The sequence below is a fragment of the Mesorhizobium sp. M0676 genome (assembly GCF_040320535.1).
Classification (GTDB): Bacteria; Pseudomonadota; Alphaproteobacteria; order Rhizobiales; family Rhizobiaceae; genus Mesorhizobium.
The window spans coordinates 105,591-130,401 of the sequence record NZ_JAMYPU010000001.1; the positions used below are offsets into that span (position 1 = coordinate 105,591).

The 24,811-nt window shown below is 63.7% G+C and carries 28 protein-coding genes; 15 read left to right on the top strand and 13 right to left on the bottom strand.

Translation table 11 applies throughout. The annotated features are described in order from the left end of the window. The first annotated feature begins 263 nt into the window (after positions 1–263). Together NKI35_RS00535 and NKI35_RS00540 are read left to right on the top strand one after the other, a co-directional pair. Positions 264–464, top strand: coding sequence for a hypothetical protein (locus tag NKI35_RS00535; RefSeq protein WP_352738044.1), 201 nt, complete (start codon positions 264–266; stop codon positions 462–464). After that, positions 465–743 carry a hypothetical protein gene (locus NKI35_RS00540; protein WP_352738047.1) on the top strand — a complete coding sequence of 93 codons (279 nt, stop codon included), beginning with the start codon at positions 465–467 and terminating at the stop codon, positions 741–743. It abuts the gene before it with no gap. Between the two features lie 123 nt (positions 744–866). Here NKI35_RS00540 and NKI35_RS00545 read toward each other — a convergent pair whose 3' ends face one another. The 4 genes from NKI35_RS00545 to NKI35_RS00560 form a co-directional block, all read right to left on the bottom strand. Further along, positions 867–1,058: a hypothetical protein gene (locus NKI35_RS00545; protein ID WP_352738049.1), complete on the bottom strand. Its 192-nt coding sequence runs from the start codon at positions 1,056–1,058 to the stop codon at positions 867–869. Positions 1,059–1,510: 452 nt separating this feature from the next. Next, the gene (locus NKI35_RS00550; protein ID WP_023673764.1) at positions 1,511–2,014 is read right to left on the bottom strand and encodes a hypothetical protein; all 504 of its coding nucleotides are present in this window, start codon (positions 2,012–2,014) and stop codon (positions 1,511–1,513) included. A gap of 156 nt (positions 2,015–2,170) precedes the next feature. Then, positions 2,171–2,476 (bottom strand): hypothetical protein, encoded by a 306-nt coding sequence (locus tag NKI35_RS00555; protein ID WP_081731383.1) that lies wholly within the window; start codon positions 2,474–2,476, stop codon positions 2,171–2,173. Further along, on the bottom strand, positions 2,454–2,726 hold the full coding sequence (locus NKI35_RS00560) for a DUF4242 domain-containing protein (RefSeq protein ID WP_023673765.1): 273 nt from the start codon (positions 2,724–2,726) through the stop codon (positions 2,454–2,456). The genes NKI35_RS00555 and NKI35_RS00560 overlap by 23 nt, the downstream gene beginning before the upstream one ends. Positions 2,727–2,970: 244 nt before the next feature. Between NKI35_RS00560 and NKI35_RS00565 the strand changes: the two genes are divergently transcribed. Then, complete coding sequence (locus NKI35_RS00565; protein ID WP_352738053.1) at positions 2,971–5,571, top strand: helix-turn-helix transcriptional regulator; 2,601 nt, start codon at positions 2,971–2,973, stop codon at positions 5,569–5,571. A gap of 221 nt (positions 5,572–5,792) precedes the next feature. Here the strand turns inward: NKI35_RS00565 and secA are convergent, their stop codons facing one another. Next, positions 5,793–8,525, bottom strand: a complete 2,733-nt coding sequence (secA, locus tag NKI35_RS00570; protein WP_023672992.1) for a preprotein translocase subunit SecA — start codon at positions 8,523–8,525, stop codon at positions 5,793–5,795. Positions 8,526–8,769: 244 nt separating this feature from the next. On the opposite strand from secA, the gene NKI35_RS00575 reads away from it, so the two are divergent. Further along, positions 8,770–9,690, top strand: a complete 921-nt coding sequence (locus tag NKI35_RS00575) for a peptidylprolyl isomerase (RefSeq protein ID WP_352738055.1) — start codon at positions 8,770–8,772, stop codon at positions 9,688–9,690. Positions 9,691–9,736: 46 nt separating this feature from the next. On the opposite strand, the gene NKI35_RS00580 is transcribed toward NKI35_RS00575, so the two are convergent. Together NKI35_RS00580 and NKI35_RS00585 are read right to left on the bottom strand one after the other, a co-directional pair. Continuing rightward, positions 9,737–10,324, bottom strand: a complete 588-nt coding sequence (locus NKI35_RS00580; RefSeq protein ID WP_023714960.1) for a TetR/AcrR family transcriptional regulator — start codon at positions 10,322–10,324, stop codon at positions 9,737–9,739. Positions 10,325–10,438: 114 nt separating this feature from the next. Beyond that, positions 10,439–11,668, bottom strand: a complete 1,230-nt coding sequence (locus NKI35_RS00585; protein ID WP_352738058.1) for a caspase family protein — start codon at positions 11,666–11,668, stop codon at positions 10,439–10,441. Positions 11,669–11,837: 169 nt separating this feature from the next. Here NKI35_RS00585 and argJ point away from each other — a divergent pair, with 169 nt between their 5' ends. The 5 genes from argJ (at position 11,838) to NKI35_RS00610 (ending at position 14,987) form a co-directional block, all read left to right on the top strand. Beyond that, positions 11,838–13,079 carry a bifunctional glutamate N-acetyltransferase/amino-acid acetyltransferase ArgJ gene (gene argJ / locus NKI35_RS00590; protein ID WP_023704293.1) on the top strand — a complete coding sequence of 414 codons (1,242 nt, stop codon included), beginning with the start codon at positions 11,838–11,840 and terminating at the stop codon, positions 13,077–13,079. A 29-nt stretch (positions 13,080–13,108) separates the two neighbouring features. Continuing rightward, positions 13,109–13,858, top strand: coding sequence for a GNAT family N-acetyltransferase (locus NKI35_RS00595; RefSeq protein WP_023713717.1), 750 nt, complete (start codon positions 13,109–13,111; stop codon positions 13,856–13,858). Beyond that, complete coding sequence (mutT, locus tag NKI35_RS00600; RefSeq protein WP_023685791.1) at positions 13,855–14,271, top strand: 8-oxo-dGTP diphosphatase MutT; 417 nt, start codon at positions 13,855–13,857, stop codon at positions 14,269–14,271. The genes NKI35_RS00595 and mutT overlap by 4 nt, the downstream gene beginning before the upstream one ends. A 97-nt stretch (positions 14,272–14,368) precedes the next feature. Continuing rightward, the gene (locus NKI35_RS00605) at positions 14,369–14,677 is read left to right on the top strand and encodes a hypothetical protein (RefSeq protein WP_352597431.1); all 309 of its coding nucleotides are present in this window, start codon (positions 14,369–14,371) and stop codon (positions 14,675–14,677) included. A 127-nt stretch (positions 14,678–14,804) separates the two neighbouring features. Continuing rightward, positions 14,805–14,987 carry a Flp family type IVb pilin gene (locus NKI35_RS00610; RefSeq protein ID WP_023672984.1) on the top strand — a complete coding sequence of 61 codons (183 nt, stop codon included), beginning with the start codon at positions 14,805–14,807 and terminating at the stop codon, positions 14,985–14,987. 12 nt (positions 14,988–14,999) lie between these two features. Here the strand turns inward: NKI35_RS00610 and NKI35_RS00615 are convergent, their stop codons facing one another. After that, positions 15,000–15,872 (bottom strand): methyltransferase domain-containing protein, encoded by an 873-nt coding sequence (locus tag NKI35_RS00615; RefSeq protein ID WP_286454826.1) that lies wholly within the window; start codon positions 15,870–15,872, stop codon positions 15,000–15,002. 72 nt (positions 15,873–15,944) lie between these two features. Here NKI35_RS00615 and NKI35_RS00620 point away from each other — a divergent pair, with 72 nt between their 5' ends. From NKI35_RS00620 to NKI35_RS00635, 4 genes are all read left to right on the top strand, one after another. Then, positions 15,945–16,730, top strand: a complete 786-nt coding sequence (locus NKI35_RS00620) for a ComF family protein (protein WP_198026958.1) — start codon at positions 15,945–15,947, stop codon at positions 16,728–16,730. A 22-nt stretch (positions 16,731–16,752) separates the two neighbouring features. Continuing rightward, the gene (grxC, locus tag NKI35_RS00625) at positions 16,753–17,034 is read left to right on the top strand and encodes a glutaredoxin 3 (RefSeq protein ID WP_023804564.1); all 282 of its coding nucleotides are present in this window, start codon (positions 16,753–16,755) and stop codon (positions 17,032–17,034) included. 86 nt (positions 17,035–17,120) lie between these two features. Then, positions 17,121–17,987: a carbon-nitrogen hydrolase family protein gene (locus NKI35_RS00630; protein WP_023804565.1), complete on the top strand. Its 867-nt coding sequence runs from the start codon at positions 17,121–17,123 to the stop codon at positions 17,985–17,987. Beyond that, a complete protein-coding gene (locus NKI35_RS00635) occupies positions 17,984–18,409 on the top strand; it encodes a DUF1178 family protein (RefSeq protein ID WP_023685783.1) in 426 nt (141 codons plus the stop codon). The genes NKI35_RS00630 and NKI35_RS00635 overlap by 4 nt, the downstream gene beginning before the upstream one ends. A 4-nt stretch (positions 18,410–18,413) precedes the next feature. On the opposite strand, the gene NKI35_RS00640 is transcribed toward NKI35_RS00635, so the two are convergent. Next, complete coding sequence (locus tag NKI35_RS00640; protein WP_023672979.1) at positions 18,414–18,899, bottom strand: MarR family winged helix-turn-helix transcriptional regulator; 486 nt, start codon at positions 18,897–18,899, stop codon at positions 18,414–18,416. Positions 18,900–19,000: 101 nt separating this feature from the next. On the opposite strand from NKI35_RS00640, the gene NKI35_RS00645 reads away from it, so the two are divergent. Beyond that, entirely contained in the window at positions 19,001–19,891 is an 891-nt protein-coding gene (locus tag NKI35_RS00645) for a DMT family transporter (protein ID WP_023727011.1), read from the top strand. Positions 19,892–19,978: 87 nt separating this feature from the next. Here the strand turns inward: NKI35_RS00645 and NKI35_RS00650 are convergent, their stop codons facing one another. The 4 genes from NKI35_RS00650 to NKI35_RS00665 all read right to left on the bottom strand — a co-directional run bounded on the left by NKI35_RS00650 (position 19,979) and on the right by NKI35_RS00665 (position 23,306). Continuing rightward, on the bottom strand, positions 19,979–20,311 hold the full coding sequence (locus NKI35_RS00650; protein ID WP_023685781.1) for an MmcQ/YjbR family DNA-binding protein: 333 nt from the start codon (positions 20,309–20,311) through the stop codon (positions 19,979–19,981). Between the two features lie 23 nt (positions 20,312–20,334). Beyond that, on the bottom strand, positions 20,335–21,084 hold the full coding sequence (gene ubiG / locus NKI35_RS00655) for a bifunctional 2-polyprenyl-6-hydroxyphenol methylase/3-demethylubiquinol 3-O-methyltransferase UbiG (RefSeq protein ID WP_023672976.1): 750 nt from the start codon (positions 21,082–21,084) through the stop codon (positions 20,335–20,337). Between the two features lie 84 nt (positions 21,085–21,168). Further along, the gene (locus tag NKI35_RS00660) at positions 21,169–21,468 is read right to left on the bottom strand and encodes an antibiotic biosynthesis monooxygenase (protein WP_023685779.1); all 300 of its coding nucleotides are present in this window, start codon (positions 21,466–21,468) and stop codon (positions 21,169–21,171) included. After that, positions 21,465–23,306, bottom strand: a complete 1,842-nt coding sequence (locus NKI35_RS00665; protein ID WP_023751718.1) for a CHASE3 domain-containing protein — start codon at positions 23,304–23,306, stop codon at positions 21,465–21,467. Before NKI35_RS00665 ends, NKI35_RS00660 begins: the two co-directional genes overlap by 4 nt. A 245-nt stretch (positions 23,307–23,551) precedes the next feature. Between NKI35_RS00665 and NKI35_RS00670 the strand changes: the two genes are divergently transcribed. Next, positions 23,552–24,805: an aspartate kinase gene (locus NKI35_RS00670; RefSeq protein ID WP_023685777.1), complete on the top strand. Its 1,254-nt coding sequence runs from the start codon at positions 23,552–23,554 to the stop codon at positions 24,803–24,805. The last annotated feature ends 6 nt before the right edge of the window (positions 24,806–24,811 follow it).

Consider the following 24,811-nt stretch of genomic DNA (forward strand, 5'->3'; position numbering starts at 1 on the left):
ATCTTTTTCGCCCTTACAATATATTGTGGCAGGGTATGCTTGGCGCTGCCTTGACTCCAGCCCGACCCGAGACTCTTATCCATTCCGTGAGGGGATACATCCTCTCGCCTGATACGACAAAGCCGGGGCTCGCAACCCCGGCTCCGTATCGGTAACCGCAGTGCTTTGGACGGCTTGCGGCTAGTCGGTATGTACAGGCGGGACCCTACTCGCAATCGACTCGCTGTCAAGTCGTCCAAGCGTCCTAAAAGGAGTTTAGGATAATGACGACAGACAACAAACCACCATACCAGCTTACATATGATGATGCAGTCGACGTTTGGCTACGTCATTGGGCTGGGCAATATCAGCATCACATTGCCGCCGTCTACGCCGTCAATCCGGGCCGCGTGAATGACGTTCTCAAAGGACGAAAACACGAAGGTGCCGAACATGTTGCCGCATTGAAGCGGAGGGCTGCTTAAATGGCGAACTTCGTTCTCACATACGACTTGAATGGGCCTCGTCCGTCTCACAAGGAGATGGACGACTTCCTGAAGGCGCTGGTGGTAAACCGGGGCCGAATCCTCGAAACAGTATGGTGGGTTGATTATCCGGGTACGGCTGCGCAGCTCCGTGATCGGGTGAAAACCATTCTCGGTCCAGAGGACCTTCTATTGGTGATCGAAGCCAAGAGTGCGGCATGGACAAAGCTCCTTGTCACGAACGCTGTGTTCAAGACAGCATTTGAGAAAGCGGCCTAACGGACCGTTAATGAGCGGCGGGCGGCTTAGGTTGCCCGCTGCTTTTGTTTTTGCGACGCCGCCGGACCGTGGCGTTATTGACGCACTGCTTTACCCGTTCGACAAGCGACGGTTCCGAGCCTTTCATTGCGACAATGCGCCGGGCCGTTCCTTGTTGGTCTTGCTGCCTTCCGCCTCGCACTTCAGGATCAACCGGTAAAGCTCGCCCTGGCGGAAGCGGCTGGGCTGGCGTCGCAACCGCGTGATCTGCGACGGGTCGCCCCTGTAGCCAAGGATCAATAGCACCGCGTCTATGTGCTGTAGCTGGTCAGCCATGTTCGCCCCGTTGAACCGGATTGCGCCGGATATTTCCGCGCCACCAGCGTGTTGATGGCGTGTTCCTATCGGGTGGAGCGGACGAGGCCGAAATGGTGCGGCTGAAGGCGGCGTAGAACGGATGCGCCAAGCCGAAGCGTCGTTAAGCAAACAGCAGAGAATCACCTAGGAAAACGAAAAACCCGCCTCGGCGGCGGGTTATCGGCGCAAATCAGCACCATGGCGATAAGCATAGCATAGTTGCGGTCACAACGCCACAAGGGAGATGGAAACGCCTTCCGTGGCCACCGGCCCGTACATCACAGCGTTGGGTTTGGCGACGAGGGCGGCATAAAAGGCGAGCGAACGCCGGGGAAGACTGGGGAGCCGGTCGGCGTTTCGCTCGCCCCTCCCCGCCAAGGGGGATGGCCAGGCACCGGGTGTCCGATGCCAGAGGTGTCACATGGGGAAGATCACATCCCCTTCATCGCGTCGCAGGACACGTTCGGGTTCATGTCGGCGAAAGCGCCGGTCGGGTTCTGTTTCCAGGCCCAGACATGCAATTCGTAGAACGGGCCGAGGCCGTAGCGATTGGGGGCGCTGTTGAAGTTGAACAGCTGGCCTTCGAGCGAGGCCGGGCCCTTCGAGGTGATGTATTCGACCGCTATCAGCTTCAGGCTGCCGTCGGCCGTCGGCTCGTACATCACCGCTTCGGGCTTGGCGACATCGACGGCATCGTCCTTGAGATAGGCGCCGTTGACATAGTGGATGCCCATGGCGCCGCCGGTGATGCCGCTGGCGCAAGGGATGGGGGCATAGCCTTCGGCAGTGGCGGCTGCCACATTTTCGAAGCGGCTGTTGGCGGCGCGCACCTTTTCGGCCAGCGGGTTGGCGTCGTGCGCCTGGGCGGCCGCACCCGCCGTGATCGAGATGGCGGCGAAAGCCGCGAAGCGTGTCGTCCAAAGAGTTATGGTCATGGTCTTCCGTCCGTTTGTTGACGCTCGAGGCGACGGCGGCCGATCAGGCTGCCCGAAGCTGCGGCGTTGGTTTAGGATTTGGTTTGTCCGTCCCGGTTCATGCGATGCGGCTTCCGTTGCCGGGCTTTGGCCGCAGCCCTTAAAAACCGTGAAAAATCAACGATCCCAAAAGTAATATTGCCAATATTCCTGCGGGACGTCCCGCTCCGATAGCCCGATGTCGCGCCTCAGATAGTCGCCTTCCGGGGGCAAGCGCCGCCTTTCAGACAGATACGCAGGCAGCTTCGACGCGAACCGCCATAGACGGCCGAGCACGGAGGTTGGCCGGCCGGTCTTTCCCAGGACAGGCCCGATTCCACCGAGCGGCAGGCCATCAGGCAGTTCGCCATGGCCGCGAAGGACAGTTTGATGCTCATCACCGTGGCGACCGAACGCAGGATCAGAGGTAAAAGTAAGGGTCAAGAACCCGCACCTCCGTGATCTTGTCGACCGGCAGCGAGTTTTTCTGAGCGGTGCTGCGGATAGCTTCGGGCGTCGGCGCGTCGTAGATGCAGAAGCTGTGCTTCTTGTCGGGCGTGACGAAGGACTGGATCCAGGTGACGCCCTTTTCGGCATTGCGCATGACGACGCCGCCCACCGCGCTGGCGCCGATGTCGGTCATCGGTATGTTGAGGCCGTCCGGAAATGTGCGTTCAATCAGGTAGCGAGGCATGGAAGGTTTCCTTTTCCATTGGTTCACGCTCGATCGGAGCGCGGCTGGACGTTGACCACGCCGGCCCGGCCCGCGCATCGGAACGATTCCCCATATTTGGCGGGACGATTCCCTATATTGGCGTCGTTCTTTGTGGAAAGAGGCACGGCAATGTGTGCAAAGTCACATTGCGTCGCTTTCTTCACGGGCTAATCGTGAGCGGCCCGCCATGGTGGGAAAACTCCGATCGTATGAGACGATGATAATGATGCTTCTGGAACGGCAGACGCAGCTGCAGCAGTTGGAGAGCCTGCTTGGCGATGCAATAGGCGGCCATGGCCGCGTCGCCGTGCTGGCCGGGGAGGCCGGCGCCGGCAAGACGGCGCTTGTCGAGGCATTCGCGGCCCGTGTCGGAGAGAGCGCGGCGACGTTGCGCAGCGCTTGCGAGGATCTGTCGATCCCCGATCCGCTGGGGCCGCTTTACGATCTGGCCCGTGAGGCGCAATGGGCGCTGCCGCGCGCAATCGACGCCCGGCATGGGCAGAGACTGCCGCTGTTTTCCGATGCGCTCGACGCTTTTGCGGCCAAGGGGCCGTGCCTGCTGATCATCGAAGACCTGCACTGGGCCGATGATGCGACGCTCGATTTCGTGCGCTTCCTCGGCCGGCGTATCGTCAACACCCACATCCTGCTGTTGCTGACGGCGCGCACCGACCGCAGCGAGGGACAGATGCGGGTACGCCGCGCCCTGGGCGAAATCCCGGCCGGCAGCGTGGCGCGCATCGACGTGCCGCTGCTCAGCCAGGCGGCCGTGCTGTCGCTCGCCGATGCGGCCGGCCGCGATGGCGACGCCATCTACCGGGCGACCGCAGGCAATGCCTTCTTTGTCACCGAATTGCTGTCGGCCGAAAACGAAACGGCGCTGCCGGCAAGCGTGCGCGACGCCGTGCTGGCAAGGGCCGAGCGGCTGTCGGTTGGCGCCCGGGCCATGCTCGACGCGGTGTCGGTGTTTCCGCGCCGCGCCGACGCCTGGGCCCTGCAGGGCCTGTGCGGCGTCGCCAGCGCCGGCCAGTTGGCCGAGTGTGTCGCCAACGGCCTGCTTGACGATCTGGGCGACGGCTACGCCTTCCGCCACGACATCGCGCGACGCGCCATCGAAATGATGCTGACGACGTCGCACAGGCGGCAGTTCAACCAGCGTGCGCTGGCGGCACTGCTCGAAAATGGCGACGTCTCCACAGGCCGCCTGGTGCATCATGCGGTCGAGGCGCACAATCTGGCGGCGGTGCGCGAATTTGCGCCAATCGCCGCGCGCGAGGCGTCGCGCGTCGGCGCCCATCGCGATGCCGCCGGCTATTACGAGATCGCCTTGCAGCAGGCCGACAGCCTGCCGGCCACGGAACGTGCGGTACTCTACGAAAGCCATGCGTTCGAGTGTCATCTCATCGGCAAGATCGACGACGCGCTTGCGGCGCAGGGCGAGGCGCGCCGACTGCATCAGGCAGACGGCAACAGGCTGAAGGAGGGCGACAGCCTGAGATGGCTCTCCCGGCTGAGCGAAATGGGCGATGACCGCGAGGCGGCGGCCGCCTTCGGCGCCGAGGCTGTGGCTATGTTGGAAGCGGCTCCCGCCGGTCCCGAACTCGCCATGGCCTATTCGAACCTTTCGCATCTGGCGATGCTTTCGGAGAGGGTGGAAGACACGCTGTTCTATGGCGAGAAGGCAGCGGCGCTGGCTGCGCGCATGAACCGTCCCGACATCGCGTCGCATGCCCTCAACAATGTCGGCTGCGTCGAGCAGTGGCTCAATCCGGATGCCGGACGCCTGCGCCTCGACGAAAGCCTTGAAATTGCGCTCCAAGGCAATTTCCAGGAACATGCCGCGCGCGCCTTCACCAACCGCGCCTGTTTCGAGATCACCCAGATGAGCTACGACGCGGCACGTCCGGTGCTCGAGAGCGGCATCCACTATTGCACCGAGAACGACCTCGGCACCTGGCGCGACTATCTCAGGGGCATGCTGGCCGATGTGCAACTGCGTCAGGGCCAATGGGATGAGGCCGCCGCGACGGCAAGCGATGTCATCGACAATGAGCGGACAACCACCGTGGGCCGGTTTCCGGCGCTGCTGGCATTGGCGAAACTGCGCCTGAGGCGCGGCGATCCGTCGGCCGAGCCGCTGTTCGCCGAAATGGCGCGCCTGGTCGGAAGCGGCGGCGACCTGCAGATGCTGAGCTCCTATGCGGCCTTGATAGCGGAGCAGGCATGGCTGGGCCTGGCCGACAGGCAAGAGGCGCTGGCGCTGATCACCCGCGCCGAAACGCCGGTGCGCTCGCGTGCCCATGTCGGGGAGCTGGCGCTGTGGCGGACATTGCTCTCTCCGGATATGGCCGCCGATATGGCCGTCGGCGACACCGCCGACATGGCGACACCATACCGGCTGCTTCTAACCGGCGACTGGCGTTCGGCTTCGGCACTGTGGGCCGAATTGAATGCGCCATACGAGCGCGGACTGGCGCTCATCCTCGGCGATGACGAGGGGCAGCGTCTGGCATTGGATATTTTCGACGGCCTGGGGGCAAGGCCGGCGGCCCAGCGCCTGCGCGATATCATGCGCAAGAACGGCGTTGGCGGCATCGCCCGCGGCCCGCGCCGCTCGACGCGCGCCAACCTCGCCGGCCTCACCTTGCGCCAGATGCAGGTGCTGCAGCTGATCGAACGCGGCCTCTCCAACAAGCGGATCGCCGAGCAATTGACGATTTCGCCAAAGACGGTCGATCACCATGTCTCGGCGGTGCTGGGCAAGCTGGATGCGGTGTCGCGCGGCGAGGCGACAGCGACCGCGCGCGATTCGGGGTTGTTGTGAGGTTTTGACGAGGGTTGGACCGAGAGGTCGCGATCCTTCGCACCCCCCTCTGTCCTGCCGGACATCTCCCCTCAAGGGGGAAGATTGGCTGTCACTGTGGCTTTCGCCAATTGTCGAAATTGAAAGAAGTTACGGCGCCGAAGCTGCTGATCTCCCCCCTTGAGGGGGAGATGGCCGGCAGGCCGGAGGGGGGTGCTGTCCCGCCGACCTAGCCGCTGAAATCAGGCAAACGCGCCGTGGCAGTGCTTGTATTTCTTGCCGGAGCCGCAGGGGCAGGCTTCGTTGCGGCCGATCTTGCCCCAGGTCGCCTGGTTGTTCGGATCGCGGTCTTCGGGAGCGACGATGGCGTTGCTCTCCTGGCGGACCAGAAGTGCGGTCTCGCCACCCTCGAAATCGTCCTCGCCCGTGGTGCCGTCAATGTGGCTGCCGAACATTTCAGGCGCTTCGGGCGGCGGCGCTTCGGCGGCCTGGCGGACCAGTTCGACGCGCATCAATTGCGCGGTGACGGCCTGGCGCAGATTGCCGAGCAGCGCCTGGAACAGCTCGAACGCCTCGCTCTTGTATTCCTGCAGCGGGTCACGCTGGGCGTAGCCGCGGAAGCCGACGACCGAACGCAGATGGTCGAGGTTGACGATGTGCTCGCGCCACAGATGATCGAGCGTCTGCAACACCACCGAGCGTTCGACATAGCTCATCACGTCTGGGCCGAAGCGCTCGGCGCGCTCCTTGGCGGCGGCGTCGGCTGCCTTGGTCAGGCGCTCGCGGATGTCGTCCTCGGCAATGCCTTCTTCCTTGACCCAGTCCTCGACCGGCAGGTCGAGATTGAGGAATTCGGCGACCTCGGCCTTGAGGCCGGCGACGTTCCACTGCTCGGCATAGGCGTTTTCGGGGATGTTCTTGGTGACGATCTCCTCGATGACGCCTTCGCGCATCTCGGCGATCGTCTCGGACAGGCCTTCGCCGTCCATCAATTCGATGCGCTGCTCGAACACCACCTTGCGCTGGTCGTTCGAGACGTCGTCGTATTTCAACAGGTTCTTGCGGATGTCGAAGTTGCGCGCTTCGACCTTCTTCTGCGCCTTTTCCAGCGCCTTGTTGATCCACGGATGGATGATGGCCTCGTCTTCCTTGAGGCCAAGCTTCTGCAGCATGCCGTCCATGCGCTCGGAGCCGAAGATGCGCATCAGATCGTCCTGCAGCGACAGGAAGAATTTCGAACGGCCGGGGTCGCCCTGGCGGCCGGAGCGGCCGCGGAGCTGGTTGTCGATGCGGCGCGATTCATGGCGCTCGGTGGCGAGCACGTAGAGGCCGCCGGCGGCTAGCGCCTTTTCCTTCAGGCGCTCGACATCGGCAATGATTTCCTTTTCGCGCGCCTCGCGCTCGGGACCAGCAGGCATGTCGCCCAGTTCGTCCTCGATGCGCATCTCGGCGTTGCCGCCGAGCTTGATGTCGGTGCCGCGTCCCGCCATGTTGGTGGCGATGGTGATGGCGCCGGGCTTGCCGGCCTGGGCGACGATGGCCGCTTCGCGCTCGTGATGGCGGGCGTTCAGCACTTCGAAATCCTTGAACCCTTCCTTGCGCAGGCGCTCGGCCAGTTGCTCGGATTTTTCAATGGAGGTGGTGCCGACCAGCGTCGGCTGGCCCTTGGCGCGCGCTTCCTTGATCTCCTTAACGATCGCCTTGTACTTCTCCTCGACCGTCCGGTAGACCTCGTCGTCCTCGTCCTTGCGGATGACCGGCAGATTGGTCGGGATCTCGGTGACTTCGAGGCCGTAAATGTTGCCGAATTCCTCGGCCTCGGTCAGCGCCGTGCCGGTCATGCCGGACAGCTTCTTGTAGAGGCGGAAATAGTTCTGAAAGGTGACGGAGGCCAGCGTCTGGTTTTCCGGCTGGATCGCCACATGCTCCTTGGCTTCGAGCGCCTGGTGCAGGCCTTCCGAATAGCGGCGTCCCGGCATCATGCGGCCGGTGAATTCGTCGATGATGACGATCTCGTCATTGCGGACGATGTAGTCCTTGTCCTTCTGGAACAGCCGGTGCGCCTTCAGCGCGTTGTTGACGTGGTGGACGATGGCGACGTTCTCGACGTCATAGAGCGACTCGCCCTTGAGCAGGCCGGCCGCGCGCAGCAGGTTTTCCAGCTTCTCGGTGCCTTCTTCAGTGAAGATCGAGGTCTTCTGCTTCTCGTCGATCTCGTAGTCGGCTGGGCCGAGCTGCAGCATGAAGGCATCGATGGTGTTGTACATTTCCGAACGGTCCTCGAGCGGACCGGAAATGATCAGCGGCGTGCGCGCCTCGTCGACCAGGATGGAATCGACTTCGTCGACGATCGCGTAATTGTGGCCGCGCTGCACCATCTGCGCGCGCTCATACTTCATGTTGTCGCGCAAATAGTCGAAGCCGAGCTCGTTGTTGGTGGCATAGGTAACATCGGACGCGTAGGCGACGCGGCGTTCCTCGTCGGACAGGCCATGGACGATGACGCCGACCGAGAGGCCGAGGAATTTGTAGACGCGGCCCATCCATTCGGAGTCGCGGGTGGCGAGATAGTCGTTGACGGTGACGACATGGACGCCCTTGCCGGCAAGCGCGTTGAGATAAACGGGCAGGGTGGCGACCAGGGTCTTGCCCTCGCCGGTGCGCATTTCGGCGATGCCGCCATTGTGCAGCACCATGCCGCCGATCAGCTGCACATCGAACGGGCGCATGCCGAGCACGCGGCGGGATGCCTCGCGGACGGTGGCGAAGGCCGGCACCAGCAGGTCATCGAGCGTAGCGCCGTTGGCGATATCCTGGCGGAATTTTTCCGTGCGGGCCTGAAGTTCGGCGTCGGACAGCGCCCGCATCTCGTTTTCCATGGCGTTGATCGCCTCGACACGCGGCCGGGTCGATTTTACGCGGCGATCGTTGGAGGAACCGAAAACCTTACGGGCGAGACCGCCGAGACTGACCATCCGATGGTCCTTTCGATAGAATTCTCAATTTTGAGATGAGCGCCGGCCGGCCCCATCAATTCCGCGTGAAACGCGGACAAACACAAAAAGCGCCCGGAAAACGGTTCTGGACGCAAAGTCGTTGGACAGATAAGAGGGGGCTCAACTGATGTCAACGCCGCGTTAGCCCTATGGGCAGCGCCAAATTCCGCCACAATCCGGCTGATCTGCAAGCCCTACCAATCCCCCCTTGGAGTTAATCTTGATGTCCTTACTGTTTCGCCGTGCGTCGCTCGCCAGCCTTGGCCTGGCTTTCGGCCTGTCGGCCCTGTCGCTGTCTCCGCTGATGGCCCAGGAAGCCGCTCCCGCCCCGGCCAATGCCGCAGCAGCGCCGGCGGCAGCCCCCGTCGATCCGAACGCCGTCATCGCTACCGTCAATGGCCAGAAGCTGACCGAGGCGGACCTTGGGCTTGCCGAGGGCGAGCTGTCGCAGCAGTTCTCGCAGTTGCCACCCGAGCAGCGCCGCGCCGCCGCCCTTTCGGCGGCCATCGAAATCCGCGTCATGGCCGCCCAGGCGGTCGCTACCGGGCTCGACAAGGATCCCGAATTCCAGCGCCGCATGGCGTTCCTGCAGCAGCGCGCGCTGCATGGCGAGATGGTCGAGAAGGGCGTCGTCGACAAGGTTACCGATGCCGAGGTGCGCGCCCGCTACGACCAGGAAATCGCCAGCACGCCGCCGGTCAATGAGATTCATGCCCGTCACATCCTCGTGAAGACGAAGGAAGAGGCCGAGGCGATTATCAAGCAGCTCGATGGCGGTGCCGACTTCCAGAAGCTCGCCAACGAGCATACCAGCGATCCCTCGGGCAAGACCAATGGCGGCGATCTCGGCTGGTTCGGCCCGGGGCAGATGGTGCCGGAATTCGACAAGGCGGCAGTTGCGCTCGAAATCGGCAAATACACCAAGGAGCCGGTGCAAACGCAATTCGGCTGGCATGTCATCAAGCTCGAGGACAAGCGCACCAAACAGCCGCCGGCCTTCGACGACGTCAAGGACCAGGCCAAGCAGGCGGTGATCCGCGACAAGTATTTCGCACTGGTCAAGCAGCTGCGCGGCGCCGCCAAGGTCAAAATCCCCGACGCCAATCTGAAGAAGGCCGTCGACACGATGGAAGCCGGCAAGTAAGGCCGGCACCGAAAAAACATGCAAAGGGCGCCGTTCGGCGCCCTTTTCAATTGCGGGAGATGCCTGACATCACATAGCGGACAGTGGCAAGGATTGTCGCCTCATCTTCGTCCAGCCGGTTGGTCAAAAGGTGTTTCCAGGCATAGGAAGCGATGAGGTCGGCGACCAGCGCTGCGTCGATATCGGCCGCAACCTCGCCGCGCGCTTTGGCGCGCTCGATGATCCGAGCGGTGTGGGACACGCGCCCATCGGCATAGCCAGTCAGGGCCGCGGCCGCCGCTTCGTCCGACTGGGCCTCGGCGATCAGCGAGCGGAATACGCTGCCCGAGGATGTGTCGCGCCAATGCGCGAAGAGGTTCCTCAGGAAACCGACGAGGTCGTCTTCGAGACTGCCGGTATCGGGGACGTCGACACGCTTTTGCCGCTTGTAGACCTCTAACAGCAGGGCCGCCTTGCTCGGCCACCAGCGATAGATCGTGGGTTTGCCGGCGCGCGCCCGCCGCGCCACGGCCTCTATGGAGAAGCCGGCATAGCCGGCCTCGACCAGCACCGCCTCCGCGGCCTCGAGAATGGCCTCGGCGCTGTCTGGGTTGCGCCGCGCCCCGATCGATCTGCGCGCCGGATCCTCGCCCATGTCTGTCCTCGCCAACAATCTCGCCGGCAATATAGGTGAGCTGGCAGGCAAACGAAACGGCCCGTTTCCAGCGCTTGTAGAAGCAGGTCTCACATTCGCCCTTCGCGGGGATTTTCAGTTCATCGCTTGCGAGGTTTCCGAGGCGATCCGCCACTGGCCGTCGCTCTTCACCAGCCCAAGCGTGACGCGTGCCTTGCCGGTCATGCGCGCCGCCGATTTGTCTTTCGACACATAGTCGTAGCTCATCGCGAACACGGCTTCGGCGCGGTTCTCGCCCTGCGGCGTCACCTCGAGGCTGCCGGGCTCGAGACTGAACGACCAGGATGCAAATTGCGCGAACCAGTCCGTCTTGAGCTTGACGACGGCGTCGCTGTCATAGCGCGTGCCGAAGATGGTGGCGGAAGGCGCATAGAGCCGCTTGACGGTCTCGCCGATCGCCGCGGCATCGGGCGCAAGATAGTCGTCGCGCAGGAATTTCTCGATTGCGGTCTTGTCGTCGCTTACAGACCGTTCGAGTGCCGCAACCTTTGTTTCGGGCGCCGGGGGGACGGCGGGCTTCGGCTGTGCAACCGTTTCGCCGCCGGGCACAAACTCAAACCGTTCGAGCAGCGAACCCTGTTCCCATGGGCGCTGTCCCCCGCGGGTTTCGGAGACCACGTCGCGGCGCACCGCGATCATCATGTCGTTGATGCTCTGGCCGGGCTCGGCCATGTGTCGCAGCAGGGCGGCGGCGAACGGCGAATTGCGCCCGGTGCCGTCCATGGCGACAGCGCCTGGCGCCGTCGAGAAGGCGATGAAGGAGCCGCGCGTCGAATCGAACTGCGCCAGACCGGCAAGCGCCGTTGCCGAGCGCGTGGTGGCGGTGCGGCTCAGGCTGCGGGCAAAGGGATTGTTGCGGCAGGCGTCAAGGAAAACCAGGCTGACCTTGGTCTGCTGCTCCATGATGTCGAGGACTTCGTCGATCGGCACGGCTTCGAGCTGCAGCTTGACCGGCATGTCGAGCCGGGCGTCGACCGGCACGATGTAGTTGCGCCCTTCCACCTGCAAGCCGTGGCCGGCGTAATAGAAAAGCCCGACGCCCGCACCTTCCAGCGCATCGGAAAATTCGCCGATCTTGCGCTCGAGTTCGCGCTTGCCGAGATCGTTGCCCTCGATGACGTCGAAGCCGATCGAGCGCAGCTTGCCGGCAATATCGAGCGCATCGTTGACCGGATTGGTGAGCGTGCCGGCTTCGGCATAGGTGCCATTGCCGATGACCAGCGCCACGCGCCGTTCCGGCTGCGCATCGGCGCTCAGGAGCAAAAGCCCCATAAACGCCACCGCCAAGATCACCAGCCTGCCCATGGCCGATATCATAACGCCAGAGGCCCCGCCGACGCCAACGGATTTGAAATGCAAGCTTAATCCCTGGTGGCTTGCCCACAGCGGCGGCCAAGAAAACGCCCTTGCGCCGGGCCGTGCTATCGGGCAAACCGGCCTTCGCCTAGCGTTTTTCCGTCGCCCGAGGTCCCCAATGTACGCAACGATTTCGCCGCTCGCGCCGAAGAAATATCCCAAAATGCCTGCCATTGAGGGCGTGCGCATCGCCACCGCAGAGGCCGGGATCAAGTACAAGAACCGTACCGACCTCTTGGCCATAGTCTTCGATGCCGGCACAGCGGTTGCCGGCGTGTTCACGAAGTCGAAATGCCCCTCGGCGCCGGTCGACTTCTGCCGCGAGAACCTTGGCGCCGGCAAGGCGCGGGTGCTTGTGGTCAATTCCGGCAACGCCAACGCCTTCACCGGCAAGAAGGGCCGCGCCTCCACCCAACTGACCGGCGAGGCCGCGGCCAAGGCCGCAGGCTGCACGCCAGGCGAAGTGTTCCTCGCTTCCACCGGGGTAATCGGCGAGCCGCTCGACACCACCAAATTCAGCCATTTGCTGGCCGGACTGGTCAAGGACGGCAAGCCGGATCTGTGGACCGAGGCGGCAAAGGCCATCATGACCACCGACACCTATCCGAAAGTGGCGACAGCGACGGTCAAGCTCGGCGACACCGACGTCATCATCAATGGCATCTCCAAGGGGGCCGGCATGATCGCGCCCGATATGGCGACTATGCTGTCCTTCATCGCCACCGATGCGCCGATCGCCGCCCCCGTGCTGCAGGACTTGTTGTCGCGCGGCACGGCCAAGACCTTCAACGCCGTCACCGTCGACAGCGACACCTCGACCAGCGACACGCTGCTGTTGTTCGCCACCGGAGCCGCTGCCAAGCGCGGCGCGCCCGCCATCAGCGATCCCAAGGATGCCCGTCTCGGCGCCTTCCGCCGGGCGCTGGGCAAGGTGCTCAAATCGCTGGCGCTGCAAGTGGTGCGCGACGGCGAGGGCGCCCGCAAGCAGGTCGAAGTCACCGTTACCGGCGCCAAATCGGCGCGCTCGGCCAAGCGCATCGCGCTGTCCATCGCCAATTCGCCGCTGGTCAAGACGGCGGTTGCCGGCGAGGACGCCAATTGGGGCCGCGTCGTCATGGCCGTCGGCAAGGCCGGCGAGCCGGCCGATCGCGACCGGCTGTCGATCTGGTTCGGCGACAACCGTCTGGCGCATGAGGGCGAACGCGACCCGGGCTACTCCGAGGAAGCGACCTCGGCCTATATGAAGCGCGACGACATTCGCATCCGCGCCGATATCGGTATCGGCCGCGGCAAGGCGACGGTGTGGACCTGCGACCTCACCAAGGAATATGTCGCCATCAATGGCGATTACCGGAGCTGATGGAGTTGGCTTCCAGGCATCCGGCAAGCATGCTCGCCATCGTGCGCCGCTACGAGGCTGCGGGGTTTCGCGCCTGGCCGGCGGCGGCCGTGCATTATGACGGCACCTGGGTGGTGCGGCTGACAGCCGGCCATCCGGCCAAGCGGCTGAACTCGGTCAACCCGCTCGATCCCGGCGACACCCAGCACATTGCCGAGCGCATCGGCCGCGCCAGCCGGCGCTTCGACGCCTATGGCAGGCCGCTGACCTTCCGCATCTCGCCGCTGTCGGGGCCGGACCTAGCCAAGCATCTCGACAATGAGGGCTGGAGCACATTCGACGAATCCCTGGTGATGCGGCTGCCGCTGGCGGACGCGCAACTGGCGCCGGCCATGGACCAGATTCCGCTGAAGGATATCAGCCGCTTTCTCGGCGCGTCGCTCAAGGTCAGCGGCTCGGATGCATCGCTGCGGCCCGGTCTTTCGGAAATCATCGGCGCCATCCAACCCGAAGTCGGGCTGTTTGCGCTGGAGGAAGGGGCCGACCCTCTGGCGGTGCTGATCTGCGTCCATGACGGCGATCTTGCCGGCCTGTTCGAGATCGCCACCGCCAAGTCGGCGCGCAATCAGGGCCATGGCCGCAACCTGATCCTGTCGGCGCTGAAGTGGGCGAGGCTGCGTGGCGCTCGCGAAGCCTGGCTGCAGGTCGAGGCCGGCAATGCGCCGGCGCTGGCGCTCTATCGCTCGCTGGGCTTCGACGAAGTCTATCGCTACCACTATCGCCGGCCGCCGGGCGCATGAGCGAGATCACCGGCAAACGCCTGCTGCTGGTCGCCGCGTGCGCGCTGGTCGATACCGATGGCCGCGTGCTTCTGGCGCAGCGGCCCGAGGGCAAACAGCTTGCCGGCCTGTGGGAATTTCCCGGCGGCAAGGTAGAGCCAGGCGAGACGCCGGAACAATGCCTGATCCGCGAACTGCAGGAAGAAATCGGCATCGAGACCGACATTCCTTGCCTGGCGCCGCTCACCTTCGCCAGCCATTCCTATGATGATTTCCATCTCCTGATGCCCCTGTTCGTCTGCCGCCGCTTCCGCGGCATCGCGCAGCCCAGGGAAGGGCAGGCGTTGAAATGGGTGCGGCCAAAGCAGATGCGCGACTATCCCATGCCGCCGGCCGACGCGCCGCTGATCCAGTTCCTCATCGACCTGTTGTGATACAAAGCCATTTCGCGGTCTGATCTAGCCAGCGTTAATGGAAGATTTATCTCGTCGTGAAAAATTGCGGCAAAGCGGGTTCGCGGGGAGCGATTGCATGAGCCTCGACAGGGAATGGGACTCGATCCGGCCAGATCGCAGCTATCGCGCCGCCGGCGTCGGCTTATTGCGCGTCACGCTGTTGTTCGGCTCGGCCGCAGTGGCGCTGGCGCTGATCGCGGTCCCCGTGCTGGACAACCAGACGCGATCATCCAGCCGCGATGCTCTTGCAGGCGGTCTCGACCCGATGAGCACGGGTTCGATCGGCTCGCGGGCCACCTATACGCTGCGCAGAAGCGTGCTGCAGCCCTCACCGAGCTCAGTCTGCATCATCCGCGCCGACGGCCAACGCAGCGGCGACTGCTGACCAACAAGGTCGACACCAGCTTGAGAACTTCCTCAACGCAGGCCCATTTCACAGCCTGTTAAGCTTGTGCCGTTAACCTTTCTTAACAGGTCGGCGATATGGTCGGGGATGAGAGGGATCGACGATCATGAAGCCATTGCTGCGCCGATTTTTGCAGGACGAAACAGGCGCCACGGCCATTGAATATGGCCTGATCGTTGCGGTGCTGTCGCTTGCCATCGTCGGGGGTGTCGGCAAGGCCAGCAATGCGATCCAGTTTCTGTTCAGCGACAACAACAGCAGGCTCGCAAACGCCTTCGCCGAGCACTGATCCGGAGCGCCGTCACCGCCCGCCGGGGTTTTCCAGTATCGTCTTCAGCGAGACCTTCGCCGAACCCGGTTTCAAGGGCTTTTGCTGCGAGGCATCGGGCGCCCAGCCCGACATCCAGACGATGGAAAAGCTTGCCCTGATGCGGCCATCAGCGTCCGAAAAGCGTTCGGCATAGATTTCGGCGGCACGGGTAAAAAGCTTTCGCGCTCCCGGTCGCCGGCTGCGATCGGTCAGCGCGCTGGTTTCGCCCATCGCCCTGAGATCGGCAATGAGGTCGAAGAGGGTATCGTAGCGGACGGTCACCGTTTCGACGTCGGCCACCGGCAGCGCCAGTCCGGCGCGCTGCAGCAGTGCGCCGGCGTCGCGAACATCGGTGAAGGGGATGACACGCGGGCTGGCGCCGCCACAGAGTTCGGTCTCGGCGGCGAGCAGGCTTTCGCGCAATTCGGAAAGCGTGCCGGCGCCGGCAAAGGCGCCGAGGAAAAGCCCGTCGGGCCGCAGAGCGCGGCGGATCTGCACCAGCATGCCGGGAATGTCGTTCATCGCCTGCAACGACAGAAGTGAAACGACGAGGTCGAGGCTTTCCGGCTGGAACGGCACTGTTTCCAGCGGTGCTATCAGCCCTGGCCGGCCGTCCAGAAACGCTGGATCTGCCTCGACGCGCACGATCTCCGCTGCCTTGCCGCTTGCAGCGACCACGTCCGTTGCGTCCGGCGTCTGGCAAAACAGCACCGCGGCCTTGCCGAATTTCCGCTCGACCGCGCCGAGCCGGTCGGCAAGGTCTTCCGCCGCCCGCCGCATCAGAAAATCCGCGCCGGCTACGGGGTGGGCCAGCGCCCTGCGCTTGCGCACCAGCCAAAGTTCAGTATCGATGATCGGCTGCAACGGTAGACATCCCTGTTTGTCCGTCTAGTGATATCCTGGCGCGGACGACAAAACCACGTGGCCGATCCGGTGATGGAGATCAAGAGCCTCGCTCAAACCATGTTGAAACTGGCCATGTTGGACTGGCCGGCGCGGATGCTGTTCCCGCCGGTCTGTGCCGGCTGTCGCAGGCACGTCTCGCAACCCGGCGTTTTGTGCGGTGCCTGCTGGCCGAAACTCAGGCTGCTGGAGCGGCCATGGTGCGCGGTGATGGGCACGCCATTCACGCACGATATGGGCGAGGGATTCCTGTCGGCCGAGGCGATCGCCGATCCGCCGCTGTTCGAGCGGGCGCGGGCGGCCGTGGCCTATTCAGGTGTCGCCCGCCAGATGGTGCAAGGTCTGAAATACCAGGATCGCACCGATCTGGCGCCGTGGATGGCGCGCTGGATGCTGCGCGCCGGCGCTGAGCTAATTGCAGACGCCGATGTCGTCGTACCGGTGCCGCTGCACTGGCGGCGCTTCTTTCGCCGGCAGTTCAACCAGTCGGCGGAGTTGGCAAGGGCGGTTGCGCAGCTTAGCGGGCTGCCTTTCTCGCCCTCGGCGGTCCGGCGCGTCAAGCTCACGCGCCAGCAGGTCGGGCTGGAGCGGCAGGAGCGCGAGGCCAATGTCCGCGCCGCCTTCCGTGTGCCTGCGGAAGCCGAAATCGAGATCACTGGGCGCCGCGTGCTTCTGGTCGACGATGTCTACACCACCGGCGCCACCGTACGCTCGGTCGCCAGGGCGCTGAAGAAGGGCGGCGCCGGAGCGGTCGATGTGCTGACCTTCGCGCGTGTCCTGCCGGGGGACTTTCGGGCCGACGAGTCCGCGACTATATAAGGTCGAGGAAAGGCACGGACCGATGCTCGATGTGACGATTTACACCCGTATGATGTGCGGCTATTGCGCGGCGGCCAAGCGGCTGCTCGAACGCAAGGGCGTCGCTTACACCGAGCATGACGCTTCGTTTTCGCCGGAATTGCGCCAGGAAATGATTTCGCGGGCGCATGGCCGCTCGACCTTTCCGCAGATTTTCATCGGCGACACGCATGTCGGCGGCTCCGACGACCTCCACGAATTGGAGGCGCGGGGCCAGCTGGACAGGCTGCTTGCCAACGGCTCGACGACAAAGAGCGGTTCGTAGGGCCGCTCTATGTCTTTGTTTTTATGCAATTTCGGACGGAAAACCGGTACACACTTTTCCTGGAATTGCTCAAAGAGGACGTGACGATGGGTGTTTTCAAGGCGGCGGCGATCCAGATGCGTTCGGGCGAGAGCCCCGAGCGCAACGCGGTCGATCTCGAACGGCTGGTTCGCGAGGCGGCAGGCCTCGGTGCAACCTACATCCAGACCCCGGAAATGACCGGAGCGCTGATTCGCGACAAGGAAGCCAGGGCTGCTTCCTTCACCTCGGAAGACAAGGACATCGTCGTGGCGACCGCGCGCAAGCTCGCCAGCGAACTCGGCGTCTTCTTGCATATTGGCTCTACCGCCATCCTGCGCGCCGACGGCAAGCTCGCCAACCGGGCGCTGCTGTTTGGGCCGGATGGCGCGACGCTCGCCACCTATGACAAGATCCACATGTTCGACGTCGATCTCGACAATGGCGAAAGCTGGCGCGAATCCGCCGCCTATGAGCCGGGCACCGAAGCGGTCGTCACCGAGATCGACGGCGCCAGGCTGGGCTTTGCCGTCTGCTACGATCTACGCTTTCCGCAGCTGTTCCGCGCCGAGGCGATGGCCGGCGCCGACCTCTTGTCGGTGCCTGCCGCCTTCACCCGCCAGACCGGCGAAGCGCACTGGCATGTGCTGCTGCGAGCCCGCGCCATCGAGAACGGCGCCTATGTGGTTGCTGCAGCACAAGGTGGCCTGCATGAGGACGGCCGCGAGACCTATGGCCATTCGCTGATCGTCGACCCGTGGGGTCGCATCATCGCCGAGGCCGTCCATGCCGAGCCGGGCGTGATTATCGGCGAGATCGATACCGCACAGTCGTCGGCCGCGCGCAAAAAAATCCCCAACCTTAGGAATGCGCGCGATTTTGCCGTCAATGCCGGCACGGCTGAAGTGCCGCGGCTCAGGGGCGCGGCTTCGTGATCCGCTTTGCCCTGATCTGCGAGCACGAGCACGAATTCGAGGGCTGGTTTCGCAGCAATGACGATTTCGACACGCAGAGGAAGCGCGGCTTCGTCGATTGCCCGAGCTGCGGCTCGCACAAGGTGCAAAAGGCGCTGATGGCGCCAGCCGTCTCCACCGCGCGGAAGCAGGAAACAATTGCGCTGGCCATGGGCGAAACCCAGAAGCAGGCTTTGGCGCAACTGAAGGCGATGGCCGAGAAGGTGCGCGAGAATGCCGACTATGTCGGCGACAAGTTTGCCGAAGAAGCGCGCAAGATCCATTTCGGCGAGAGCGATGCGCGCGGCATCTATGGCGAGGCGACGTTGGACGAAGCCAAGAGCTTGGCCGAGGATGGCATCGATTTCATGCCGATCCCGAGTTTTCCCGAGGAGCGCAATTGAGCGATCAGCTGGCGCTATCGATCAATTTGCCAAGCAACTGAGCCAGTGCCCCCCGCTCCGTGCCGGTGAGCCCGGCGAGGATTTCATGCTCGTTGGCGACGTGGGCGGTCAGGGCTTCGTCGATCAAGGCCAGACCTTTTTCGGTCAGTTGCACGACAATGCCACGCCGGTCGTTGGGGTGCGGGCCGCGCAGGATCAGTCCGGCCTTCTCCAGCCGGTCGAGCCGGTTGGTCATGGCCCCAGAGGTCACCATCGTCGCCTCGTATAGAGCGGTCGGTGTCAGCGCGTAGGGCTGGCCGGAGCGGCGCAGCGTCGCCAGCACATCGAATTCGCCGGCCTGCAGCCCGAAACGGGCAAACAGCGGGGCGAGGCGCTCGCGGGCGATTAGCGACGAGGCTTCGTTCAGCCGCCCAAGCACCAGCATTGGCGACACCTCCAGGTCCGGCCGTTCCCGCTTCCATTGCTCCACCGCCTTTGCCGCGCGATCCATCTGTCTCACCGCTAAGTATCTTGACGTTAAGAATCTTTGTGGTATGCTACCTCAAGATACAGTTTCGACCCAGTGCCGCAAGTGAGTGACGGGACCATCCGATGAAATTTCTCTGGGAATCGGCGCTTGGCCTGCTGGTCGTCACCGGCGGCCTGCTCGGCCTGACCCTGCCGTTCGGCAAGCTGGCGACGGCTGCCGGCGTTCCGGCCATGGTCTGGGCCTTCGTTATCTCGTTCGGCGCCGGGGGCGTGCTGCTGTGCGCGTTGCTCGCGAACGGCGAGCGCATGCGGCTCACCTCGCACAGACTGCGCTATTTCTTCATCACCGCCGCCGTGTCCTACGCCGTGCCCAATCTGCTGATGTTTTCGGCTATCCCGCATCTCGGCGCCGGCTATACCGGCATCATGTTCACGCTGTCGCCGGTCATCACACTGGTGTTTTCGATCCTGCTCGGCGTTCGACGGCCAAATATGCTCGGCAGTATCGGTATCGCCGTCGGCTTCATCGGCGCGGTCATGGTGGCGGTGACTCGCGGCGAGGCCGGCCAGCCGGCCGATTTCTTCTGGGTACTGGTCGGACTTTTGATCCCGGTCAGCCTTGCCGCCGGCAATATCTATCGCACCGTCGACTGGCCCGAAGGCACCGGTCCGATCGAACTGGCCGTCGGCAGCCACCTGGCCTCGGCGACGCTGCTGCTGATCGGCATTCTCACGCTGTTCGGCGTTGGCGCTTTCGCCCCGCTCAGGGCCGTGCCGCTGGTTGTCGTGGCGCAAGTCGCTTCGGCCTCGGCGATGTTTGCCTTCTTCTTCCGGCTGCAGGCCGTGGGCGGTCCGGTCTATCTCAGCCAGATCGGCTATGTGGCGGCGGCCGTCGGCCTGTTTGCCGGAACCATCTTCCTCGGCGAGCACTACCAGTTGCTGACTTGGGCCGGCGCGGTGATCATCACCATCGGCGTGATCATCACCACCAAGGCGCAGAGCCAGAAGGCATAGGGTCTTTGGTTTACGCAATTCCCTAGGCAAAGCGCTATGCGCTTTTCCCGGGAAAACCGCTTCACACTTTGCTCGAACTGCTCAAGCTCAAATTTGGCTCGCGTCGAGGCGCTTCCGTAGCGCCGGCGGGGCGACGTTTCGCCAGGCCGTCCGAACTGCGCTGCGGAATGTCTGTTCGTCGCAGGCTTCGAGCATAATCGACGTCCATCCCTTTTGGCCCCAGCCGCCTGTCACGGGCCTGAAAACCGATGGCTCAGCCGCGGCCATCATCTCTTGCTGGTCGCGGTCGAGCTTGACGACAGCACGGTCGGCTTCGGGCAGCGAGACGAAGATACGGTTGCGGACGCGGAAGTCAGCCTTGCCGAAATGCGATTGCTCGACCGTTTCGGGCAGATCGAGCGCCAGCTCTCGGGCCCTCATAGTGTCCACGGCCGCCCCTTCGTTCAGACCGATCGTTTTTCCGCCAGCACCATATAGTTGACGTCCATGTCCTTGGAGCGTGCCCAGCGGTCGGCGAGAGGATTGTAGGTCACGCCGGTACGGTCGATGATGGTCATGGCGGCGCTGCCGAGCGCCTTTTCAAGCTCTTCGGGCCGCACCAGCTTGCCGAACTGGTGGGTGCCGCGCGGCAGCCACCGCAGCACATATTCGGCGCCGATGATGGCCAGGCCCAGTGCCTTCAGCGTGCGGTTGATGGTAGCCACGAACATGATGCCGCCGGGCTTGACCATCTCGCCGCACTTGCCGATGAACAGGTCGACATCGGCAACATGCTCGACAACTTCCATGTTGAGGACGACGTCGAATTTCTCGCCGGAATCGGCCAAATCCTCAGCGGTCGTAGCGCGATAATCCACCGTCACGCCGCCTTCGGCCGCGTGCAGCTTCGCCACCTCGATGTTGGTTGCCGAGGCGTCGGCGCCGACCACTTCGGCGCCAAGCCTTGCCATCGGCTCGCACAATAACCCACCGCCGCAGCCGATATCGAGGAAACGCAGGCCTTCGAACGGCCGCGCCGCCCGCGGATCGCGGCCAAAGCGCGCCGCCACCTGGTCCCGGATATAGGCAAGCCGGACCGGGTTGAATTTGTGCAGCGGACGGAATTTGCCGTTCGGGTTCCACCATTCGGCGGCAAGCGCGGAAAAGCGTTCCACTTCTCCGGCATCGATTGTCGATCGTCGGGCCTCTGGCATGGGGCGGGTCTCCTCGGACGCTAGGAAGTCGGGTGCCGGGGCAAGAAAGTCAAGGACGGTTTTTGCGACTGCTGGCTAGTCGACCTATGGCCTCGAGATCACAATTGCCGAATGTTCCATCGCAACACTTGCGGGATCGATGGCCCGCATCGCTTCGCAATCGCCGATCTCGGCCATGATGCGGCCCGCGGCGGCGAGAGCCTGCTCGCGACTTCGCCAGCGCACCACATCGACCCATCCGCCATCGTCCCGCCGCGCCAGGCAGCGGTTTACGAAACCAGGTTGCCGCGCCAGCCAGTCGGCGACCAGGTTGTTGGCGGCGGCAAAGGCCGCTTCCGCTCCAGGCTTGAGGCGAAAGGTGACGATTTCCAGGGTCTCGGTCATCTTGCGTCCAGCACGTCGCGCAATTTCGCCGCCAGCTGCTCGATGGTGAAGGGCTTGGCCAGGAAATGCACGTCATGGTCGAGCACGCCATTGTGGACGACGGCGTTCCTGGTGAAGCCGGTGGTGAAGATCACCTTCAGCTTCGGCATGCGCGCCAGCGCCTCCTCGGCGAGCTTGCGCCCATTCATCACCGGCATGACGATATCGGTGAACATGAGCGCCACACCAGGGTTGTCGCCCAGCTTTTCCAGCGCTTCCTGGCCGCTTGCGGCATGAATGACGGTGTAGCCGAGTTCGCGCATGGCATCCGTGGTGGAAGCCCGCACGCGTGGATCGTCCTCCACGACAAGGATGGTTTCGGTGACCGGCACGGCAGGATTTCCGGCTCGTTCCGAAGATATGGCGGCCTCTTCCGGGCCGAAGAAGCGCGGCAGGTAGATCCTGATCGTGGTGCCTTGGCCGGGTTCCGAGTAAATCTTGACGTGTCCGCCGGACTGTTTGACGAAGCCGAACACTTGGCTCAGCCCGAGGCCGGTGCCCTTGTCGACTGGCTTGGTGGTGAAAAATGGCTCGAAAGCCCGCTCCATGACGTCCGCCGGCATGCCGGCGCCGGTGTCGCTGACCGCAATCATTACATACTGGCCGGCTTTGACCTCGGCATGGGTGGCGGCGTAGCCCTCGTCGAGGTGGCTGTTGGCGGTCTCGATGGTCATCTTGCCGTCCTCGCCCATTGCGTCGCGCGCATTGACCGCCAGGTTGAGAATGGCATTTTCGAGCTGGCTCGGATCGGCATGGGTCTTCCACAGGCCGCCAGCCAGCACGGTTTCTATGCGGAGGGTTTCGCCAAGCGCCCGCCGAAGCAGGTCCGACATGCCGGCGACCAGACGATTGGCGTCTACAACCTGAGGCGCGAGCGGCTGCTGGCGCGAGAAGGCAAGCAGCCGTGACGTCAAGTTTGCGGCCCGGGTCGCCGCATCGGTCGCCGCTTCGATGAATTTCATGATGTCGTGCTCGCCCCGCGTCAGCTTGCGCTGGGCGAGGTTCATGGCGCTGATGATCACCGCCAGCATGTTGTTGAAATCGTGGGCGATACCGCCTGTCAGCTGGCCCACAGCCTCCATCTTCTGCATCTGGCGGATCTGCGATTCGGCCTTTTCACGCGTCTGGATTTCGTTGCCGAGCTCGATGTTCTTGCGCATCAGCTCTTCCTGGGCGATCGCCACTGCGCGGAACCGGCGGCGCGAAAGGCGAACCGTGTAGGCGCCAAGCAGGAAGATCGCCAGCAGCGCCGCTATCGAGCCGATTCGCAGCCAGTTTTCGACCCGGTCGGTATGAGCGTCGCGCGCGGCGATGGCTGCGCCGCCAATGCGCCGGATCGTGTCCATGCTGGCCCGGATCTGGTCCATGGCGGCCTTGCCCTGGCCGCTGCGGACCAGTTCCAGAGCTTTTGCCGCATCGCCGCGATCGTAGAGTGCAATCGTCTCAGCCAATTCGGCCTGGTTTTGTGAAAGCGCGTCCTTGACGTGGTTGATCTGCTGCACGAGTTCGTCGTCCGGCGCGGTCATGCCGTCGATGCGGGCAAGCTGGCCCGGAATGGCGTCGACCGCCTGCCGATAAGGCTGGAGGTAGGATTTCTCGCCGGTCAGGAGATAGCCGCGCTGGCTGGTCTCGGCCTCCTGAGCCATCGCAAGCAAACCGGAAAGCAATTCCTGATACTCGACCGCCTCGCGCGCGGCCTCACGATTGGCTCTCTGGGTCTCGACCAGCACGGCGCGTGTGCCGACGATCAACGCCAGCACGGCGAAGCCGATGAACAGCGGCAGCGATTGCCACCGCATGGCGCGTCGAAGGCGAACAATCATTCGATATGCCGGACCAAAAGGAGTTTCCCGCGGGCAGCATTTGGTAAGCGGCGGCGGGGCCGAACGCAATATGCCGCGATCCTGAAGCCGGCATCCGCCGCCAGCCTTGCGAAACCGTGATCATTTGGCTAAGGAGGCGCGCATTCAGCGGCCGGCTTCTGTCGAGCGCTTACTTCCCCTTTCGGTCCTGGGCCGGCTTCAGTCAAAGGCATTTCGCTTCCATGGCGCGCATCGTGATGAAATTCGGCGGAACCTCCGTCGCCGACATCGCCCGCATCCGCAATGTGGCGCGTCACGTCAAACGCGAGGTCGATGCCGGCCATGAGGTCGCTGTCGTGGTTTCGGCGATGGCGGGCAAGACCAATGAACTGGTTGGCTGGACGCGCGAAGCCTCGCCCATGCACGACGCGCGCGAGTATGACGCCGTGGTCGCCTCGGGCGAGCAGGTGACTGCCGGCCTGCTGGCGATCACACTGCAGAATATGGGCGTGCACGCCCGCTCATGGCAGGGCTGGCAGATCCCGATCAAGACCGACAACGCGCATGGCGCGGCGCGCATCCTCGACATTGACGGCGCGTTCCTGATCAAGCGCTTCGGCGAGGGCCAGGTGGCTGTCGTCGCCGGCTTCCAGGGCATCGGCCCGGACAACCGCATCGCCACGCTCGGCCGCGGCGGCTCCGACACAAGCGCGGTGGCCATTGCCGCGGCGGTCAAGGCCGATCGCTGCGACATCTACACCGATGTCGACGGCGTCTACACCACCGATCCGCGCATCGAGCCGAAGGCGCGGCGGCTCAACAAGATTTCGTTCGAGGAAATGCTCGAAATGGCCTCGCTCGGCGCCAAGGTCTTGCAGGTGCGCTCGGTCGAGCTTGCCATGGTGCACAGGGTGCGTACGTTCGTGCGGTCGTCCTTCGACGATCCCGATGCGCCCGGAATGGGGGATTTGCTCAATCCTCCGGGAACGCTCATTTGCGACGAGGAAGAGATCGTGGAACAGCAGGTCGTCACCGGAATTGCCTACGCCAAGGACGAAGCGCAGATTTCTCTGCGCCGCGTCGGCGACCGCCCGGGCGTTGCCGCCGGCATTTTCGGCCCGCTGGCCGAGGCCAACATCAATGTCGACATGATCGTCCAGAACATCTCCGAGGACGGCAAGTTCACCGACATGACCTTCACCGTGCCGTCCGGCGACGTGGACAAGGCGTTGGCCGTGCTGGAGCGTCTGAAGGCTTCGATCGGCTATGACGTGGTGCAGTCGGAAGCCGGCATGTCGAAGGTTTCGGTCATCGGCATCGGCATGCGCAGCCATGCCGGTGTGGCCGCCACCGCTTTCAAGGCGCTGGCCGACAAGGCGATCAACATCCGCGCCATCACTACCTCCGAGATCAAGATTTCGATACTGATTGACGGTCCCTACACGGAACTCGCGGTTCGTACTTTGCATTCCGTGTACGGTCTGGATAAGCAGTAGCGAGAG

What these genes read in the sequence shown, in the direction of transcription:
- argJ (WP_023704293.1), top strand. Translation starts at nt 11,838, where the DNA reads ATGTACGCAACGATTTCGCCGCTCGCGCCGAAGAAATATCCCAAAATG.
- NKI35_RS00550 (WP_023673764.1), bottom strand. Translation starts at nt 2,014, where the DNA reads ATGACCATAACTCTTTGGACGACACGCTTCGCGGCTTTCGCCGCCATC.
- NKI35_RS00620 (WP_198026958.1), top strand. Translation starts at nt 15,945, where the DNA reads ATGGAGATCAAGAGCCTCGCTCAAACCATGTTGAAACTGGCCATGTTG.
- NKI35_RS00650 (WP_023685781.1), bottom strand. Translation starts at nt 20,311, where the DNA reads ATGAGGGCCCGAGAGCTGGCGCTCGATCTGCCCGAAACGGTCGAGCAA.
- NKI35_RS00535 (WP_352738044.1), top strand. Translation starts at nt 264, where the DNA reads ATGACGACAGACAACAAACCACCATACCAGCTTACATATGATGATGCA.
- NKI35_RS00645 (WP_023727011.1), top strand. Translation starts at nt 19,001, where the DNA reads ATGAAATTTCTCTGGGAATCGGCGCTTGGCCTGCTGGTCGTCACCGGC.
- NKI35_RS00585 (WP_352738058.1), bottom strand. Translation starts at nt 11,668, where the DNA reads ATGGGCAGGCTGGTGATCTTGGCGGTGGCGTTTATGGGGCTTTTGCTC.
- secA (WP_023672992.1), bottom strand. Translation starts at nt 8,525, where the DNA reads ATGGTCAGTCTCGGCGGTCTCGCCCGTAAGGTTTTCGGTTCCTCCAAC.
- NKI35_RS00575 (WP_352738055.1), top strand. Translation starts at nt 8,770, where the DNA reads ATGTCCTTACTGTTTCGCCGTGCGTCGCTCGCCAGCCTTGGCCTGGCT.
- NKI35_RS00665 (WP_023751718.1), bottom strand. Translation starts at nt 23,306, where the DNA reads ATGCGGTGGCAATCGCTGCCGCTGTTCATCGGCTTCGCCGTGCTGGCG.
- NKI35_RS00595 (WP_023713717.1), top strand. Translation starts at nt 13,109, where the DNA reads ATGCTCGCCATCGTGCGCCGCTACGAGGCTGCGGGGTTTCGCGCCTGG.
- NKI35_RS00670 (WP_023685777.1), top strand. Translation starts at nt 23,552, where the DNA reads ATGGCGCGCATCGTGATGAAATTCGGCGGAACCTCCGTCGCCGACATC.
- NKI35_RS00610 (WP_023672984.1), top strand. Translation starts at nt 14,805, where the DNA reads ATGAAGCCATTGCTGCGCCGATTTTTGCAGGACGAAACAGGCGCCACG.
- grxC (WP_023804564.1), top strand. Translation starts at nt 16,753, where the DNA reads ATGCTCGATGTGACGATTTACACCCGTATGATGTGCGGCTATTGCGCG.
- NKI35_RS00565 (WP_352738053.1), top strand. Translation starts at nt 2,971, where the DNA reads ATGATGCTTCTGGAACGGCAGACGCAGCTGCAGCAGTTGGAGAGCCTG.
- mutT (WP_023685791.1), top strand. Translation starts at nt 13,855, where the DNA reads ATGAGCGAGATCACCGGCAAACGCCTGCTGCTGGTCGCCGCGTGCGCG.
- ubiG (WP_023672976.1), bottom strand. Translation starts at nt 21,084, where the DNA reads ATGCCAGAGGCCCGACGATCGACAATCGATGCCGGAGAAGTGGAACGC.
- NKI35_RS00640 (WP_023672979.1), bottom strand. Translation starts at nt 18,899, where the DNA reads ATGGATCGCGCGGCAAAGGCGGTGGAGCAATGGAAGCGGGAACGGCCG.
- NKI35_RS00580 (WP_023714960.1), bottom strand. Translation starts at nt 10,324, where the DNA reads ATGGGCGAGGATCCGGCGCGCAGATCGATCGGGGCGCGGCGCAACCCA.
- NKI35_RS00630 (WP_023804565.1), top strand. Translation starts at nt 17,121, where the DNA reads ATGGGTGTTTTCAAGGCGGCGGCGATCCAGATGCGTTCGGGCGAGAGC.
- NKI35_RS00540 (WP_352738047.1), top strand. Translation starts at nt 465, where the DNA reads ATGGCGAACTTCGTTCTCACATACGACTTGAATGGGCCTCGTCCGTCT.
- NKI35_RS00605 (WP_352597431.1), top strand. Translation starts at nt 14,369, where the DNA reads ATGAGCCTCGACAGGGAATGGGACTCGATCCGGCCAGATCGCAGCTAT.
- NKI35_RS00660 (WP_023685779.1), bottom strand. Translation starts at nt 21,468, where the DNA reads ATGACCGAGACCCTGGAAATCGTCACCTTTCGCCTCAAGCCTGGAGCG.
- NKI35_RS00560 (WP_023673765.1), bottom strand. Translation starts at nt 2,726, where the DNA reads ATGCCTCGCTACCTGATTGAACGCACATTTCCGGACGGCCTCAACATA.
- NKI35_RS00545 (WP_352738049.1), bottom strand. Translation starts at nt 1,058, where the DNA reads ATGGCTGACCAGCTACAGCACATAGACGCGGTGCTATTGATCCTTGGC.